Origin of the sequence: Kutzneria sp. NPDC051319 (genome assembly GCF_040682195.1) — a bacterium.
In the GTDB taxonomy this organism is placed as follows: domain Bacteria; phylum Actinomycetota; class Actinomycetes; order Mycobacteriales; family Pseudonocardiaceae; genus Kutzneria.
The window spans coordinates 1-15,813 of the sequence record NZ_JBFBAM010000016.1; the positions used below are offsets into that span (position 1 = coordinate 1).

The 15,813-nt window shown below is 71.0% G+C and carries 12 protein-coding genes and 1 pseudogene; 8 read left to right on the forward strand and 5 right to left on the reverse strand.

Annotated elements, in window-relative coordinates; translation table 11 throughout:
• Positions 1-20 precede the first annotated feature (20 nt).
• Complete coding sequence (locus AB0M73_RS18435) at positions 21-701, reverse strand: response regulator transcription factor (RefSeq protein WP_363891812.1); 681 nt, start codon at positions 699-701, stop codon at positions 21-23.
• Positions 702-838: 137 nt separating this feature from the next.
• Here AB0M73_RS18435 and AB0M73_RS18440 point away from each other — a divergent pair, with 137 nt between their 5' ends.
• The 4 genes from AB0M73_RS18440 to AB0M73_RS18455 all read left to right on the forward strand — a co-directional run bounded on the left by AB0M73_RS18440 (position 839) and on the right by AB0M73_RS18455 (position 5,831).
• On the forward strand, positions 839-1,759 hold the full coding sequence (locus tag AB0M73_RS18440) for a hypothetical protein (protein ID WP_363891813.1): 921 nt from the start codon (positions 839-841) through the stop codon (positions 1,757-1,759).
• 54 nt (positions 1,760-1,813) lie between these two features.
• Positions 1,814-3,202 carry an MFS transporter gene (locus AB0M73_RS18445; RefSeq protein ID WP_363891814.1) on the forward strand — a complete coding sequence of 463 codons (1,389 nt, stop codon included), beginning with the start codon at positions 1,814-1,816 and terminating at the stop codon, positions 3,200-3,202.
• 311 nt (positions 3,203-3,513) lie between these two features.
• Positions 3,514-4,320: a TetR family transcriptional regulator gene (locus AB0M73_RS18450; protein ID WP_363891815.1), complete on the forward strand. Its 807-nt coding sequence runs from the start codon at positions 3,514-3,516 to the stop codon at positions 4,318-4,320.
• Positions 4,321-4,355: 35 nt separating this feature from the next.
• Positions 4,356-5,831: an FAD-dependent monooxygenase gene (locus tag AB0M73_RS18455; protein ID WP_363892089.1), complete on the forward strand. Its 1,476-nt coding sequence runs from the start codon at positions 4,356-4,358 to the stop codon at positions 5,829-5,831.
• On the opposite strand, the gene AB0M73_RS18460 is transcribed toward AB0M73_RS18455, so the two are convergent.
• Positions 5,741-6,448 carry a class I SAM-dependent methyltransferase gene (locus AB0M73_RS18460; protein ID WP_363891816.1) on the reverse strand — a complete coding sequence of 236 codons (708 nt, stop codon included), beginning with the start codon at positions 6,446-6,448 and terminating at the stop codon, positions 5,741-5,743. The genes AB0M73_RS18455 and AB0M73_RS18460 overlap by 91 nt on opposite strands.
• 8 nt (positions 6,449-6,456) lie before the next feature.
• Positions 6,457-7,300: pseudogene (locus AB0M73_RS18465) on the reverse strand (pyridoxal-phosphate dependent enzyme).
• Between the two features lie 68 nt (positions 7,301-7,368).
• On the opposite strand from AB0M73_RS18465, the gene AB0M73_RS18470 reads away from it, so the two are divergent.
• On the forward strand, positions 7,369-8,262 hold the full coding sequence (locus AB0M73_RS18470) for an NAD(P)/FAD-dependent oxidoreductase (protein ID WP_363891817.1): 894 nt from the start codon (positions 7,369-7,371) through the stop codon (positions 8,260-8,262).
• Here the strand turns inward: AB0M73_RS18470 and AB0M73_RS18475 are convergent.
• Positions 8,213-9,175 (reverse strand): Lrp/AsnC family transcriptional regulator, encoded by a 963-nt coding sequence (locus AB0M73_RS18475; RefSeq protein ID WP_363891818.1) that lies wholly within the window; start codon positions 9,173-9,175, stop codon positions 8,213-8,215. The two genes, AB0M73_RS18470 and AB0M73_RS18475, sit on opposite strands and share 50 nt — an antisense overlap.
• Positions 9,176-9,257: 82 nt before the next feature.
• Between AB0M73_RS18475 and AB0M73_RS18480 the strand changes: the two genes are divergently transcribed.
• The 3 genes from AB0M73_RS18480 (at position 9,258) to AB0M73_RS18490 (ending at position 12,318) form a co-directional block, all read left to right on the forward strand.
• The gene (locus AB0M73_RS18480) at positions 9,258-10,040 is read left to right on the forward strand and encodes an inositol monophosphatase (protein WP_363891819.1); all 783 of its coding nucleotides are present in this window, start codon (positions 9,258-9,260) and stop codon (positions 10,038-10,040) included.
• Positions 10,041-10,051: 11 nt separating this feature from the next.
• Complete coding sequence (locus tag AB0M73_RS18485) at positions 10,052-10,786, forward strand: lipase (RefSeq protein ID WP_363891820.1); 735 nt, start codon at positions 10,052-10,054, stop codon at positions 10,784-10,786.
• A gap of 242 nt (positions 10,787-11,028) precedes the next feature.
• Entirely contained in the window at positions 11,029-12,318 is a 1,290-nt protein-coding gene (locus tag AB0M73_RS18490; protein ID WP_363891821.1) for a hypothetical protein, read from the forward strand.
• A 2-nt stretch (positions 12,319-12,320) separates the two neighbouring features.
• Here the strand turns inward: AB0M73_RS18490 and AB0M73_RS18495 are convergent, their stop codons facing one another.
• Complete coding sequence (locus AB0M73_RS18495; protein WP_363891822.1) at positions 12,321-15,797, reverse strand: hypothetical protein; 3,477 nt, start codon at positions 15,795-15,797, stop codon at positions 12,321-12,323.
• Positions 15,798-15,813: the final 16 nt, after the last annotated feature.

Here is a 15,813-nt window from a genome sequence, read left to right on the forward strand (position 1 = left end):
CTCGGGCATGTGCCCGAGACCTACATTCGGTGTGCTCCAGAGCGCGACTCGCCGGGGTCAGATTTGTCGCGGCTGCGCAATTCCGTGGCCAGCACGGCGACCTGGGTCCGGCGCTGCATGCCGAGCTTGGCCAGCAGGTGCGAGACGTAGTTCTTCACGGTCTTCTCGGCCAGGAACATGCGCTCGGCGATCTGGCGGTTGGTCAGGCCGTCGCCGATGAGCTCCAGCACGGTGCGTTCCTGATCGGACAGCTCGCGCAGGGGATCGGCGTCGTCGCGCTGGCGGCGCAGGCGGTTCATCAGCGCGGCGGTGGTGCGGCCGTCCAACAGCGACTGCCCGCCGGCCACGGTGCGGATCGCGGCCAGCAGGTCGTGGCCGAGCACCTGCTTGAGCACGAAGCCGGCGGCGCCGGCCATGATGGCGTCGAGCAGGGCCTCGTCGTCGGAGAAGGACGTCAGCATCAGGCAGTGCAGCTCGGGGTTGCGGGCCCGCAGCTCACGGCACAGCTCGACGCCGTTGCCGTCGGGCAGGCGCACGTCGAGCACGGCGACATCGGGGCTGGTGGCGGGAATCCGGGCCAACGCCTCGGCGACCGAGGCGGCCTCGCCGCACACCTGGAGATCGGGCTCGTCGTCGAGCAGGTCGGCGATGCCGCGCCGGACGATCTCGTGGTCGTCGACCAGGAACACTCGGGTGGACACGGCCAGACACTAGTCACCCGCCCAGGATTCGCGGCAGTGTCCAAGGTCCCCCCGATTGAGGTGAACAAGACGTGGCCGCCAGGCGTCTTCACGTTCGGGAGTGTTCACACCAGCCCGGCGACGTTCGGAGGACCGTTGTGCTGACCCGGCGCAATTCCGGTGACCAGTGGACCAAGTTCGAGGCGACCACGCTGCTCAACGCCATTCGGCACGCCCCCGTCCTACACCCCGAGCGGCCGTACGTGCTCCAGCTGGGCGAGCGGGCGGCGTCCCTGTTCGAGCTGGGCCCGGGCACGCGCTACGAGCGGGCCGGCGTGAACCGCCTCCTGTACTGCGGCACGGCGCTGGCCAACCTGTACCTGGCCATGCGCGTGCTGGGCTGGCGCGCCACGATCGAGCTGGCCGGCGACGGCACGGCCCCCGACCTGGTGGCCACCGTGAAGGCGCTGACGCCCACGCCGCCGACCGACCGCGAGACGCTGCTGCACCGTCAGATCGAGCGCATGCCGCCGTACTGGGCCGAGCCCGGCGAGTGGGTGCCCGACTCGGCGGCCGTGGCCAAGCTCGTCGCCTCCAACTGGTGTCCCGGCACCGAGTTGCGGCTGCTCAGCGACCGGGCCGCGGCGATGGAGACCGCCCGGCTCGTGTTGCACGCCGGCAGACGCATGGACGGCGACCGCTGGTGTGCCGACGAGCTGGCCCCATGGCTGGAGCCGCAGCAGACCACGCCGGTCGCTCAGGTGGCCGCCCAGTTCGGCCCGCTGGCCACCATGTCGGCCGAGCCGTACGCGGACGCCGTCTGCTCGATCGCCGCGCGGCTGGTGGCCGACCCGATCCTCGTGGTCACGACCAGCGGCGACACCGCCCGTGACCACGTCCTGGCCGGCGCCGCCATCCAGAACGCCCGGCTGTCGGCGTCCGCCTTCGGGCTGGCGATCCGGCCGGTGACCCGGCTGATCAAGCTGGACGAGGTGCGCAAGGGCCTGGCCCGCCAGCTCGGGCCCGGCGTGTACCCGCACGCGCTGCTGCGGATCGGAGGCGTGCCGAGCAACGTGTGACGGCTGTCTCCGCGGCCATGACAGGCGGGCGCGCGCCGACCTAGGTTGCTGGTCGTGAGCAGTCGACTGGTCGCCGTCATCGTCGCGGGTTCGTTCTTCATGGAGTTGCTGGACGGCACCGTGATCACCACGGCGCTGCCCGGCATCGCCGGCTCGTTCCACGTCGGCGCGGTCGACGCCGGCCTGGGCGTGACCGCGTATCTGCTGACGGTCGCCGTGATGATTCCGCTCAGCGGCTGGCTGTCCGACCGCTTCGGCGCGCGGCCCGTTTTCTGCGCCGCGATCGTCGTGTTCACGCTCGCCTCGGTGCTGTGCGCGGCGTCCCAGACCCTGTGGCAGTTCGTGCTGGCCCGGGTCCTGCAGGGCATCGGCGGGGCGATGATGGTGCCAGTAGGTCGCACCGTGGTGCTGCGTGGCGCCGCGAAGGCGGACTTGATGGCGGCGACCGCCATCATCACCTGGCCCGGCCTGATCGCCCCCGTGCTCGGCCCGCCCATCGGTGGCGTGATCACCACATACGCCTCGTGGCGCTGGATCTTCCTGATCAACATGCCTTTGGGCGTGGCCGCCCTGATCTCCGCGCTGCTGGTCGTGAGGACGTCCGAGCGCACCCGGCGGCCTTTCGACGGCCTCGGCTTCGCCCTGAGCGCGGTGTCCATCGCGTGCCTCGTGTACGGCCTGGACCTGGCCGGCACCGCCGGCACGAACTGGCTGGTCACCGCCGGTCTGCTCGTGATCGGCTTGGCCGTCGGCGTCGTCGCCGTGCGTCATGCACTGCGTCATCCGACGCCTTTGTTGGACCTCTCCCCGCTGCGCATTCGGACCTATGCCGCCACTTCCGGCGACGGCGCCCTGCTTCGGCTCGCCATCAACATGGTGCCTTTCCTGCTGCCCCTGCTGTTCCAGGTCGGCTTCGGCCTCAGCGCCGTCACCTCCGGTCTCCTGGTGCTCACGGTGTTCGCCGGCAACCTCGTCATGAAGACCATCACCACCCCGACCGTGCGCCGCTTCGGTTTCCGCCGCGTGTTGGTCGGCAACGGCATCCTCGTCGCCCTGTCCCTGGGGGCCTGCGCCCTGTTCGGCGCCGCCACGCCGTACTGGCTCATCTGTGTCGTCTGCTTCCTCGGCGGCGCGTTCCGTTCCCTGGAGTTCACCGGCATCAACACCTTGGCCTTCGCCGACGTCCCCGCCGAGTCCATGAGCGCCGCCAGCACCCTCAACGCCACCATCACCCAGCTCGCCACCGGCCTCGGCGTCGCCGTCGCCGCCACCGTCGTGGCCGTTGCCGCCGGTGGCCACGTCCCCACCGTCCTCGACTTCCGCCTCGGTTTCGTGGTTGGCGCCGTGATCGCCTTGGCCGGGGCGTTGATGTTCCTCCGCCTGGACCGCTCCGACGGCGCCGTGGTCAGCGCCGGCCGCCGAACCTCCGCCACCCGCGCATAGCCGCCGGCGGCGGTCAGCCGTCCCCGGCTCCGCCCCGACCCCTCGCGGTTCCCGGGCATGGCCCTCGACTCCCGTCTCGCCGTCGGCCCGGCCTCCCACGCACCCTCTCGCGGGCCCTTGACTCCCGTCTCGCCCTTGGCCCGGCCTCCCACGCACCCTTCCCATGGGCCGGCCCTCGCAGCCCCGCGTCCACCCCCGTTTTCGCCACAAGCGCCCTGAGTCGAATGCGGTCCACATGTGACGTTTGCCTTAGGGAAGTTGCCGGATTGGAATTCTTGCCAAGGCGGAAAGAATCTGGGTAGGGTGGGGGTGTGACGGGGTTGCGGGAGCGGAAGAAGCGTGAGACCAGGCTGGCGCTGAGCCGGGCGGCGATCGGGCTGCTCGTGGCGCGGGGCTGGGACGGGGTGACCGTCGAGGAGATCGCGGCGGCGGCGAACGTGTCGGACCGGACGTTCCGCAACTACTTCAGCAGCAAGGCGGAGGCGGTGGCGGCCAGCCACCTGGAGCGGGCGCTGGTCGTCGCCGACGAACTGCGGTCCCGGCCGGCGGAGGATCCGTTCTGGCCGGCGGTGCGAGCGGCGGTCCGGTCGAGCGTCACCGGAGCGGCCGTCTCGACGCACGACACCGCACCTGCCTCGCCTCACAGCGCAGCGCCTGCCTCGCCGCGCGACGTGCCGCGAGCTTCGCCCAGCGACGCGGTGTCAGCCTCGCCGAGCAAGACAGAGCCCGCTTCCGGCTCATCCGCTGACGCCGCCTCCATTTCGCCGCACGGTACTGCGCCCGCCTCAACGCAAAGCGCGGCAACAGCTCCTGCCCGCGACGGGGCGTACATGGAGCGGGTGAAGCTGGTGCTGAGCCATCCGTCTCTGCACGCGGAACTGCTCCGCGCGGACGACATGGCCAAGGACGAGCTGGCGGCGGCGATTGCCGAGCGGCTGGGGCTGGATCGGGAGCGGGATCTGTTTCCGCAGCTGGCGGCGTCGGTGGTGGCGGCGGGTGTGGCGACGGCGATGCGGTTCTGGATGGTCAACGATCCCCAGGGGTCGGTGATCGACGTGATGGATCGAGTGTTCGAGGAAATCGGGCGCGGATTGCCCGTGCCGGAGGGGGAATCGTGAATGTGATCATTTCGGGGGCCGGGCCGAACGGGCTGATGCTGGCCTGTGAACTGGCGCTGGCCGGGGTGAGACCGGTGGTGCTGGAGGCGCTGGCGGAACCGAGTGTGGAGCCCAAGGCGAACGGGCTCGTGGGTGAGGTGGTGCGGCTGGTCGACCACCGAGGGCTGTTCGAGGAGCTCGCGGGGGCGCCGGGGCCGCCGAAGGCGAATTCGGGGTTTTTCCCTTACGCGGGAATGTATCTCAACCTCGGCGTGCTCGACGAGAGCCCGCTGTACGTGCTGCCGGCGCCGCAACAGAAGATCGTTCGGGTGCTGGCGGAGCGGGCACGACAGCTCGGTGTCGAGATCCGGTACGGGCACGAACTGGTTGGCCTCGAACAGGATGCGTCCGAGGTCACGGTCGAGGTGAACGGCCCGGACGGCCGGTACGAACTGCAAGGCGCCTATCTGATCGGCGCGGACGGGGCCCGCAGCGCGGTGCGGAAGCTGTCGGGCATCGACTTCGGCGGCGTCACCTACGACCGCCGCACCCTGCGGATGGCCCACGCCACGGTGCCGGCGGACTGGGTGGATCCGACCACGCGGGGCCTGAAGGTCCCCGGCTACGGCCTGGCGTTGCCGTTCCTGGGACTGCGCACCGAGCAGGGCGGCTTCTCCTACGCGCCGCTGCCCGATCACCCGCCGACGATCGCGACCGTGGAGTGGGACCAGCCGCCGACCGACGAGCCGATGAGCATGGACGAGCTGCGGGCCAGCGTGCGCCGGGTGCTCGGCGTGGAGGTGCCGCTCGGCGAGCCGGAGGGCGACGGCCCGCACCTGATGAACCGCCTGACCAAGGGCCACAACCGGGTCGCCGAACGGTTTCGGGACGGTCGGGTGTTCCTGCTCGGCGACGCGGCGCACATCCTGGCCTACGGCGGAGGCGGCCTCAACCTGGGCATGCAGGACGCGGCCAACCTGGGCTGGAAGCTGGCCGCCGAGATCAACGGCACCGCGCCGGCCGGCCTGCTCGACACGTACGACACCGAGCGCCGCATCGCCGCCGAACGCATGCACATCTACGGCCAGGCCACGAATGCCCTGGTGGCGCCGGGCGGCGACGTCACCGCCCTGCGGGTCCTGTTCGGCGAGATGCTCGGCGATCCGGCCGCGGTCCGGCGCATCGCGGAACTGCTGGCCGGCTCGGACGTCCGCTACGACATGGGTGTCGCCGACGCGCATCCGCTGGTCGGCCGGTTCGCCCCGCCGATGGATCTGGTGACGCCGGACGGCCCGTCGCGCCTGGCCGGACTCGCCCGCTCGGGGCGGCCTCTCCTGCTGGACTTCACCGGCAGCCTGGGTCGCTTCCAAGGCGTCGTCGACGTGATCGCGGCCGAACCGATCGAGGGCATCCCGGCCGCGGTGCTGATCCGGCCGGACAACTACGTCGCCTGGGCGTCCGAGTCTCCTGACACAGAAGGGCTTTCGGACGCGCTCGACCGCTGGTTCGGGGTCGCCGTGAACCACGTCTGATCGTCGGTGAGCCACTCGCCGAACTGAAGTCCGACGGCGTCGAGCTCGGCGGTCATGTCCGATATGGACAGTCGGCGGGCGGTGAACGGGTGTTCCCAGTGCTGGCCGGCCCCGTCGTAGTGGACCGTCGCGGTGAGCAGATCGCCGTCGAGGACGATGTCCTTGACGGCGATCGTCACCGGGCCCAGCTCCCGTGCAACGGAGTCCACCCGGTCGAACCAGGTCGGCGGGTGCCACTGGATCAGCACCGTGCCGCTGTCGCGCACGTGATGTGCCGCCGTGGCAAGCAATCCCCGACGGAGTTCGGCGTCGGCGGTGTTGACGAGATGGCTCGCCAGCAGCACGGCGTCGAACCGCCGGTCCAGCCGCAGCGACTCGATGTCCGCCCGGATCGTCTCGGCCGTGAGGACGTGCGCAAGCATCTCCGAGGAGTTGTCCACCGCCAGCGCCGGATGTCCCAGCGCCGCAAGCGGTTGCGTCACCCGGCCGGCGCCCGCGCCGAGTTCCAGCACGGTCGCGCCGGCCGGGATCGCGCCGTGGACCAGGGTGGCCTCGCCCATCTCCGGCAGCAGCGCGTAGAGCCCGACCGGGCTGCCGTCCTTCGCCGTTCCGTCCACGTTCCTCCTCATCCGAGCCGCGACCACTTGAACACGTCATCGGTGGTGGCATTGCCGCCGCACACGACAAATCCGAGCTTCACATCGCCGCCCAACCGCTCCACAACCCGCCGCGCGGCCGGGACGAGGCAGCCGGCGGCGGGCTCGGCCCAGACCTTCGCGTGCTCGGCCAGGTCAAGCGTGCCCCGCACGGCCTCGGCGTCGGACACCAGCAGCACCTCGGTGACCAAAGTGGACACATGGTCGTAGGTGAGCTGAGAGACGCTGGGGGCGCTCAAGGTGGACACGACCGACGACAGCTTGGTCGGCACCGGACCGCCCGCGGCCACCGATGCTGACGAGCACATCGGTCAGGTCGGTGGCGTCGGCGGCGAGTTCCAACCCGACGGTGCCCTGACCGGCCAGCACGACGGGGTCGGCGAAGGGATGTAGCAAGGTCATCCCGCCCCGCTGGAGCTGGTCCATCAAGGCGAAAGCGCCAGCCATGTCATCGGTGAGACGGACGTCGGCGCCGGCGGCACGAGCGGCGGAGGCGGCGCGGGCCGGGGCGGAACGAGGCATGACAACGGTGGCCGACACGCCCAACGCGCCGGCCATGACGGCGACGCCGATGGCGTGGTTGCCGCCGCTGACGGCGACGACCCCGGCCGCCCGCTCGTCGTCGGTCAGGGTCAGCAACTTCGAGGCGGCGCCGCGGACCTTGAAGGAGCCGCCGAGCTGGAGCAGCTCCAGCTTGGCCGTGACGGGCACGCCGAGCAGCTCGGACAGGCCGGGGCTGGCAACGGTGGGAGTTCGAAGCACGTGCCCGGCGATGCGGGACGCGGCGGCCTGGATGTCCGTGATGTCGACCACTGGCCCTCCCTGTTGCTGAAACAGCAAGTTCTTTTGCCGACCGTGCCGGGCGGTCGCATCATCCTGGTATGAACAGTAACTACGACGTGATCGTGATCGGTGGCGGTGCCGCTGGGCTGAGCGGGGCGTTGACGTTGAGCCGGGCCCGGAGGTCGGTGCTGGTGATCGACGCGGGCCGGCCCCGCAACGCGCCGGCCGGCAACGCGCACAACTACCTCGGCCGGGAGGGGGTCAACCCGCTGGAGCTGCTGCGCATCGGGCGCGGTGAGGTCGAGTCGTACGGCGGGGAGATCGTCGCCGGTGAAGCGGTGAAGGTGTCCGGAACGGGGCACGGCTTCACGGTCGAGCTGGCCGACGGATCCACTGTGGACGGCCGAAGGCTCCTGGTGGCGACCGGTCTCACCGACGAGCTGCCCGACATCGAAGGCGTGGCGGAGCGGTGGGGCAAGGACGTGCTGCACTGCCCGTACTGCCACGGCTGGGAAGTGCGCGACCGGAGCATCGGCGTCATCGCGTGCAGTCCGATCTCCGCGCACCAGGCGCTGATGTGGCGGCAGTGGAGCGACGACGTCACCTTCTACCTCAACGACATCGTCGAACTCGATGACACGCAACGGAAGCAGTTCGAGGCGCGCGGCATCCGCGTGGTCAAGGGCGTCGTGCGCAGCTTGGACGACCTTGACCACGATGCCTTTGTCGTCGCCCCCAACGGCCGTTCCAACGCCGACGTGCTCACCGCCCTCGGCCTTGCCGTCGTCGAACACCCGGCCGGCACCTACATCCCGGCCGACGGCGAGGCGACCGCGGTCCCCGGCGTGTGGGTCGCGGGCAACGTCACGAACCTCATGGAGCAGGTCATCGGCGCGGCGGCCGCGGGCGTGCGGGCCGGGGCGGCGATCAACGCGGACCTGATCACCGAGGAGACCGAACTGGCGGTAGCCAAGGCGTTTCCGGCCGCTTGACGGCCCGGCCGACGAGAACGGTGTCGACGGCGGTGACGCCGAGGGCGCCCAGCTCCCGCGTGCCGAGGCGGTACAGGTCGTCGAGGTCGCGGACCCAGACGGCGACCTGGAGATTGGACTGGCCGGTGGTGGCCACGCACCCGTGCACGGCCGGGTGCACGGCCATGGTGCGGCCGACATGGTCCAAACGGGACGGTTCGACCTGGATCCACAGGTTGGCGTCGACGGCGAGACCGGCGCGCCGGGGATCGAACGACACCTGGGTGCGCAGCGAGCCACTTCGGGCCAGCGCGCCGATCCGGCGTCGCACAGTGGATTCGGGGAGGCCGGTCTGTGCGGCGACGGAGGCGGCGGACTCGCGGGCGTCCGTAGCCAGACAGTCCAGAATGGACGCATCGACACCATCCACTGTGGACTCGGCGGAGGGTTTCGGTGTCAGATCAGTGCGTTCGCGGTGCGAGAGCACGCCGAGACGCCAGGCGGGGGCCTCGGAGAACACGTGCAGCACGGTCTTCGCCTCGACGGAGGTTACGGCCGACGTCGCGGGAAGCTGGTTGTGCAGCAAGCCGTTGTGGGCGCCGTCCCGGGTGAGCATGACGGCGCTGATCTCGTCGCCGGCGGCAGTGAGGTCGATGAACGGCACATCGTCGCGGACGGCGAGGGCGGCGGCGATGGAGTCCACCTTGCCGCGCAGGACCTTGATCCGCAGCAGCATCGCACCCGTGCCGGCCGGGCGGTCGGGGATGGTGGTGACCCGGATCGTCCCGGTGCCCAGCAGCTCGGCCCAGCGCCGCCGCACCATCCGGGTGCTGATGTCGAGCACCTCGGAGGCCCGCTCGGCGGTCAATCGCCCGTCGCACTGAAGGGCCGCGATCAGCCGCAGATCGCGGTCGTCGAGGACCTCAACCGCCATGTCAGACGCCATAACTGCCAGTTTCGCTCAGATCAGCGGCGAGAACCAGTCCGAAACCGCCAACGGCGGCGATGCTCGGGGCATGACCTCAGAGCTCATCACCCAGCTGACCGAGGCCGCCAAGGCGGTCGCCGCGCTCGTCACCGCACACCCGATCACCCGGCCCGACTCGATGCCCCAGTTCGTCGCCGTCTCCGACGAGATCGACAAGCCGGCGTCCGCGCTGCTCGCCGAGCACCTCGACCGGATCAGGCCGGGCGTGCCGTGGGCGGCGGAAATGCGCACGGAGGTGCCGGAAACCGGTGAGGTGTGGGTGGTCGACCCGATCGACGGCGTGGTGCAGTACATCCAGGGCCTGCCGCAATGGTGCGTGAGCGTCACGCTGGTCCGCGACCGCGAACCGATTGCCACCGTGCTGCACTCGTCGGTGCTGGGGGAGACCTACACGGCCGAGCGGGGCCGCGGCGCGTTCCGTAACGGCGAGCCGATCGCGCCGTCCACGAAGATCGACCTGTCAGTGTGCCTGGTCGCCACCAGCCAGCCGCCGACCGTGGCCGACGAACCCACCGCGATCGCCGACGCCGGCCGCGCGCTCGCCGCCGTGCTGCCGAAGGTCGGCGCCGTGCGCAATCTCGGGCCGACGTCGTGGCAGATTGCCGACACCGCGGCGGGCCGGATCGACGCCTTCTGGGAGTTCGGCCGGGACGAGACCAACCTGCTGCCGGGCGCGCTGATCGCCCGCGAGGCCGGCGCGCTCGTCACTGATCTTGACGGCCTCCCATGGCGGACCGGGGATCGCAGCTTCCTGGCCGCGCCGCCGACGCTGCACCACAAGGTATTGCCGCTGCTGCATGATGGGGTGTGAGCTGGCAAGGGTTGAGTCCCCGGCGACGGATGCTGTTCGCGCTGGTGGCGGCGGTGATCGTGGCGCTGGGAGTCGTGGTCGTGGTCCGGGTGTGGCCCGGGCCGGCGACGGCGCTCGCCCCCGACAAGCCGGGCACGGTGCTGCTGGTGCCGGGCTTCGGCGGTGACCGGACCTCCCTGGAGCCGCTGGCCCAACGCCTCCGCCAGGACGGCAAGAACGCCGTCGTCCTGACGTTGCCGGGGGACGGGACGGGGGATCTGCAGCAGCAGACCCAGGTCCTGGACGCCGCAGTGAACTCCGCCCTTGCGGGCGGCACGTCCTCGGTGGACATCGTGGGCTACTCGGCCGGCGGCGTCGTGGCGCGGCTGTGGGTGGCCGGCCACAAGGGCGTCCGGCGGGTCGTGACGCTGGGTTCGCCGTTGCACGGGACACAGTTGGCAGCCCAAGGCGGTGCGCTGGCCCCCAGCGCCTGCCCGACCGCGTGCCAGCAACTCGCCCCCGGCAGCCCCGTGCTCACGCCCATCGCCGGCGCCGCCGACGTGCCCTGGGTGTCCATCTGGACGGAGGACGACCAGACCGTCACCCCGCCCGACTCCGCCCGGCTGCCGGGGGCGATCAACCTGCCACTCCAGCAGATCTGCCCCGGCGCGAGCGTGGACCACGGGCAGCTGCCGACCGATCCCCGGGTCATCGGACTGGTGCTGGCCAGCCTGGCCGGCACGACGCCGACCGACTGCCCCACATGATCGTTCTGAGCAGCCCCCGAATCGATCCAAGCACGGTGGGCCGACAGGGTGGCGGGAAGAAGATCATCTGAGGCGGGGGCGTTTGACTTCGGGAAACCGTGGGGGTATTGCGGCGGGCGTCCGCGCGGAGCGGATTGCCCGATTGTCCTGGGGAGGGTGTTTGGTAGGGAATGTCCCGATGCTGGGCGAGGGGTCGGCTGGGCATGCTCCGGCGGCACAGATCCGAGCAGAGGGGCTTGTTGATGAGACGTATCGGGACCGTCCTGGCGGTCATGGCGTTGGCGCCGGGGGGAGTCGCGTTCGCCGCGACGACGGCGGACACGACGCTGGTCAGCGTCACGGTGGACGGCGCGCCGGCGTCGGGGATGAGCGGGCGGCCGGCGATCTCGACGGACGGGCGGTTCGTGGCCTTCTCGTCGTCGGCGAAGAACCTGGTGCGGGGTGACGGCAACGGGGTGTCGGACATCTTCGTGCGGGACCGGCAGAACGGCACTACCACCCGGGTCAGCGTGAGCACGGCCGGCGTCGAGGGCGACGGGGCCAGCGGCAACCCGGTGATCTCGGGCGACGGCCGGTACGTGGTGTTCGAGTCCCTGGCGACGAACCTGGTGCCGGGCGACACGAACGGGGTGCAGGACATCTTCGAACGCGACCTGGTGACCGGGAAGACGACCCGCGTCAGCGGCGACCCGTGGACGCAGGCCAACGGCGAGAGCGCGGATCCGGCGATCTCGCAGGACGGGCAGACGATCGTGTACGACTCGCTGGCCAGCAACCTGGCCAGCGGGGACACCAACGGCGTGTCGGACATCTTCCAGTGGAAGCGGGGGGACCTGTTCAGCTACCGGATCAACCTCGACGACTACTTCCGCGAGGCGGATGGGCCGAGCTGGGCGCCCACGATCTCGGCCAACGGGGACACGGTGGCGTTCAACTCGGACGCCGACAACCTCGACCTGCGGGCGGACACCAACCACTCGACGGACGTCTTCGTGCGCCAGCCGGGGGACACCCGCCTGGTCAGCCGGGGCAGCGACGGCGCGCTGGGCAACGGCACGAGCCGCGGCGCGAGGCTCTCGGCCGACGGCCGGCACATCGTGTTCGAGTCGTACGCGACGAACCTGGTGCCGGGCGACACGAACAACCGCTCGGACCTGTTCACGGCCAAGGTGGAGTACTGGGACACGATCACCCGCGTGAACGTGGACCCGACCGGTGCGGTGGTGGGCGGTTACACCGGCGGCCGGACGGCGATCTCGGGCGACGGCCGCTACGTCGCCTTCTCGTCGCCCCAGGACTTCCTCGTGCCGGGTGACAGCAACGGCCACTGGGACGTGGTGGTCCGCGACACCGTGGCCGGCACGACGGCGCTGGCCAGCGTGGCCACCAACGGCACGCAGGGCGACAGCGACTCCCTGGAACCGTCGATCACGCCGGACGGCCGGCAGCTGGCCTTCAAGACCTACGCCACCACGTTCGCGCCGGACACCCCGCAGCCCTCGGCCAACACGTTCGTCCGCGACCTGGGCTGAGCTCAGCAGGTGGTGTCGGGGTCGAGCGGCGTGCCGGACGGCCACACCAGGCCCTCCTGCGTCGCCGACCCGTCCGCATGGATCTGCATGATGGGCATGGCCTTGTCGACGGGGTCGCTGCCCCCGGTGTTGGGGAACGCGATGTAGCCGGTGGCCCCGCCGACCGGGTTCTTGCACTGCAACTGCATCACGAACGGCGCGACCGTGTTCACCGTGGTGACGTCCTTCGCCCTGCGGGTGGCGATGGCCGCGGTGAACACGGCGTCGTGCTCGGACATGGCCTGCCCGTCGTCGAGGTCGGCGGCGGGGAAGCCGTTGTCCGCAAACGCTTTCGCGAAGGCGTCGTAGTTGCGCACGTACTCGGAGCCGGCCGGCAGCGCCCGCCACTGACCGCCGTGCGCGATGGCCGTGTAGTAGACGTGGATGTCCTTGGACAGGGCCAGGTCCTTGACGCCGACCAGGCTGGAGGCGTCGTCGCCGGTGACGATGTCCATCGGCCCCAGCCCGCACGTGCCGCCGTCGGCCAACGCCTGGAGGAAGTACTTCAGATCGCTGCCACGGCCGGCGAAGTAGACCACGTCGGGCTTGTCCGCGCAGATGTTGCTGTACTTCTGCGCGAACACGTTGGTCATGTAGTCGGCCCGGGTCTGCCCCGTCAGCTGCGGCGGCGCCTTGTACGGCGACTGGTACTCGGGCTTCATCGCCGCGGTGAAGGCCTTGGTCAGCGTCCGCGTGTAGCTGTCGGCGGGATTGAGGTCCTGCACCAACAACGTGTGCTGGTAGCCCCGCTGCTTGAGGTAGCCGACGCCGGCCCGCACCTCCTCGCTGTTGGTGGGGGAGACGCGAAAGAAGTTGTCGATGGGGTGGCCGGCGAGGTCCTGGTTCATGTCGTCGGCGGTCACCTGCGAGCCGATCACCGTGATGTCGGCGGCGGACAGGGACGCGGCGGCGGCGCGGGTGCTGTCCAGGCTCTGCCCGAGCCCGACCACAGCGACGATGTGCTCCTCGGCCCTGGCCTTGACGATCGCCGCCACGGCGGCCTCCTGCTGCTCGCCGTTGCTGCCGAAGTTGGCCAGCAGCAAGCGAATTCGCGGCGTGGTGCCGAACGCGGCCGAGGAGTTGTCGGCCCGCCACAGCGCGGCCGCCGCGCCCTCGATGTCGTGCCGGGTGACCTGCACCAGCAGGCTGTCGGCGTCCGGATCGGGCGTCATGTCCTCCAGCAGCACGACCGTGGCGTACGCGCCGGTCCGCGGCGGGTTCAGCCCGGCCACCTTCTGTTCGAGGTCGAAGAGCGGATCGTGGTCACGGAACGCCGTGGCATCCAGGTTCAGGCCGACACACCCGGCGGCACCGCCGGCATCGGTCAGGCCCCGGCCGCAGGTCTGCCACGGGTGCAAGGAGAACAGGGCGGCGACCACGGCGGCGACAATGCCCACGGCGACGTAGGGGACAGCGCGGCGGAACCGGGTGCGTGGGGTCAACAGCCACGGTGCGCTCGGGGCGATGACTCCCCGCTCCACCAACGGTTCCGCGGCCCGGCGGGCGGCGTTGAGCAGCGCGTTGACGTCGCCCTGGTGCGACTGCGGCGGCAGTTCCTGGCCGTAGGCGTGCTCGACGATGTCCCGCTCCGGCGACGGCACCGTGAACAGGGTGGTGGTCAACCAGTTGGCGACCACCAGCCGGCTGACCACGTTGCGCACCACGTGGCTCCGGTCGCGATCCCGGTTGGCCTGCTTGACCAACGTGTCGAACAGCTGCGTGACGGTCCGGCCCAGCGGCTGCGCGTCGGGCGCGCGGCAGACCATCTCCAGGCGGTCCACCCAGTCCCGGTGCGGTTCGTTGTCGAACGCGGTCGCGAAGTCGTCGACCACGGCGACAACCCGCCCCAGCGCCAGCTGGCAGTAGGCGCGGCGGGCCCGGTCGGTGCCGAAGTCGTTGAGCAGCACCGAGAACTGCTCCTCGTACGACGGCAGCCCCGAGGTCGGATCGCGATGGGTCAACGCCAGCACCAGATTGCCGGCGATCCACGGCTGCAGCACGGCCGGGTCGGCGGTGGCGCTGCCGTCCCGCCTTTCCACCACCCACAGGGCATTGCGCAGCTCGGTCAGGATCCGGCCGACGTTGCGGTGGTTGACGCGGGTCGCCGCCGACGGCAGCAGCCACGGCGCGGTGGCGAACGGGGCGGCGCTGACGAACTCCTCGATGCCGAGATCCGGGGCGTGCCGGGCGAGGCCGAGGTCGGTGAGCCGTTGCTGCCACGGGTGATCACCGGGATCGAGCACGTCCCGGGCGCCGGGCGTGAGCGTGGCCTTCTCCACCAGCGGTCGCACACTCTTCACCGCCGCCGGCAACCCGCCGGTGGCCCGCAAGGCCAGCAGCGCCGCCGGGGAATCCTCTGACACGCCAAGCATATGCGCCGTCTCGCGCAGGGTCAGCGCCTCCAGCACGACGGGATAGTAGGGGCTGGTCGACTCGGCGGCCCAGTCGTCGTAGTCGGCGTGGCGGCAGGACTGGACGGTCCGGGCCTTGACCGCCGCCGCGGACAGCCACGGCGGCCGCCAATCCGGTTCCCAGCCGGGATTCCAGCGGCCACTGGTCGCCATCACCAGCAGCGGGTCGTGAGCATTGCGGTCGTGGGCGAGCACCTGCTCGCGGGCGGTGGTCAGGTCGCGCAGGAAGCGTTCGCCGTCGGGATGGTCCACGTTGTCCAGCAGCAGCAACCAGTTGTGCCAGTGCCGGGGCCGGCTCGGCCGGTCGCACCGGCACCGGCTGCCCAGATCGGCCCGGGACAGCCGTTCCTGGCTCTCCCGCACATCGGCCAGGAACGCGGCCATCAGCCACACGTTCCGGCCGGCGGCCGGCATCCGGTTGAGGTCGAGCAGCGCGTCGTACGGGTCCTCGGCGCGCGGGTCGGGATGCTCGCCGTGCCACCGGATCGCCCGCCGCAGCGACTCCCGGCCGGCCGCGTTCACCAGCTCGGGCAGGGCGGTGCTCAGCACCGCGCCGACGTTCTTGTCGATCATGTCGGCGTGCACGGCGGTGTCCACGACGCCGCGCAGCAGCGCGCCCAGGGCCGGCCGCTGCCGCCCCGTGTACTGGGCGAACTCGGCCCGCAGCTTCTCCTTGGCCTTCTTGTGGTGCAGGTCGGTCAGCTGGGTGCGCACCGCGATCAGCCCGGTGGCCAGGCGGGCGAACCGCGGCCGTCCGCGCTGCGGCCACTTGCGGCTGAGGCTGTAAGCCAGTTGTGTCAGCACTTCCATGGTGTCGGCCGGGGTGGTGCGCTGGAAGTCGTAGTCGGTGTGCACCACGTCGTTGCCGCAGCTCTCGGCGATGGAGCGCAGCGTGAAGCTCTTGCCGGCCCCGGTCGGGCCGAGCAGCACCACGACGGGCTGCCGGCGGCGCGGGCCGCCGGCGTCGCGGTTCCACAGCAGCCGGGCGGCCAGCGCCGTGGCCGGGGGCAGGCGTCTTACGTCGGGCACGGGTCCCTCCGAACGG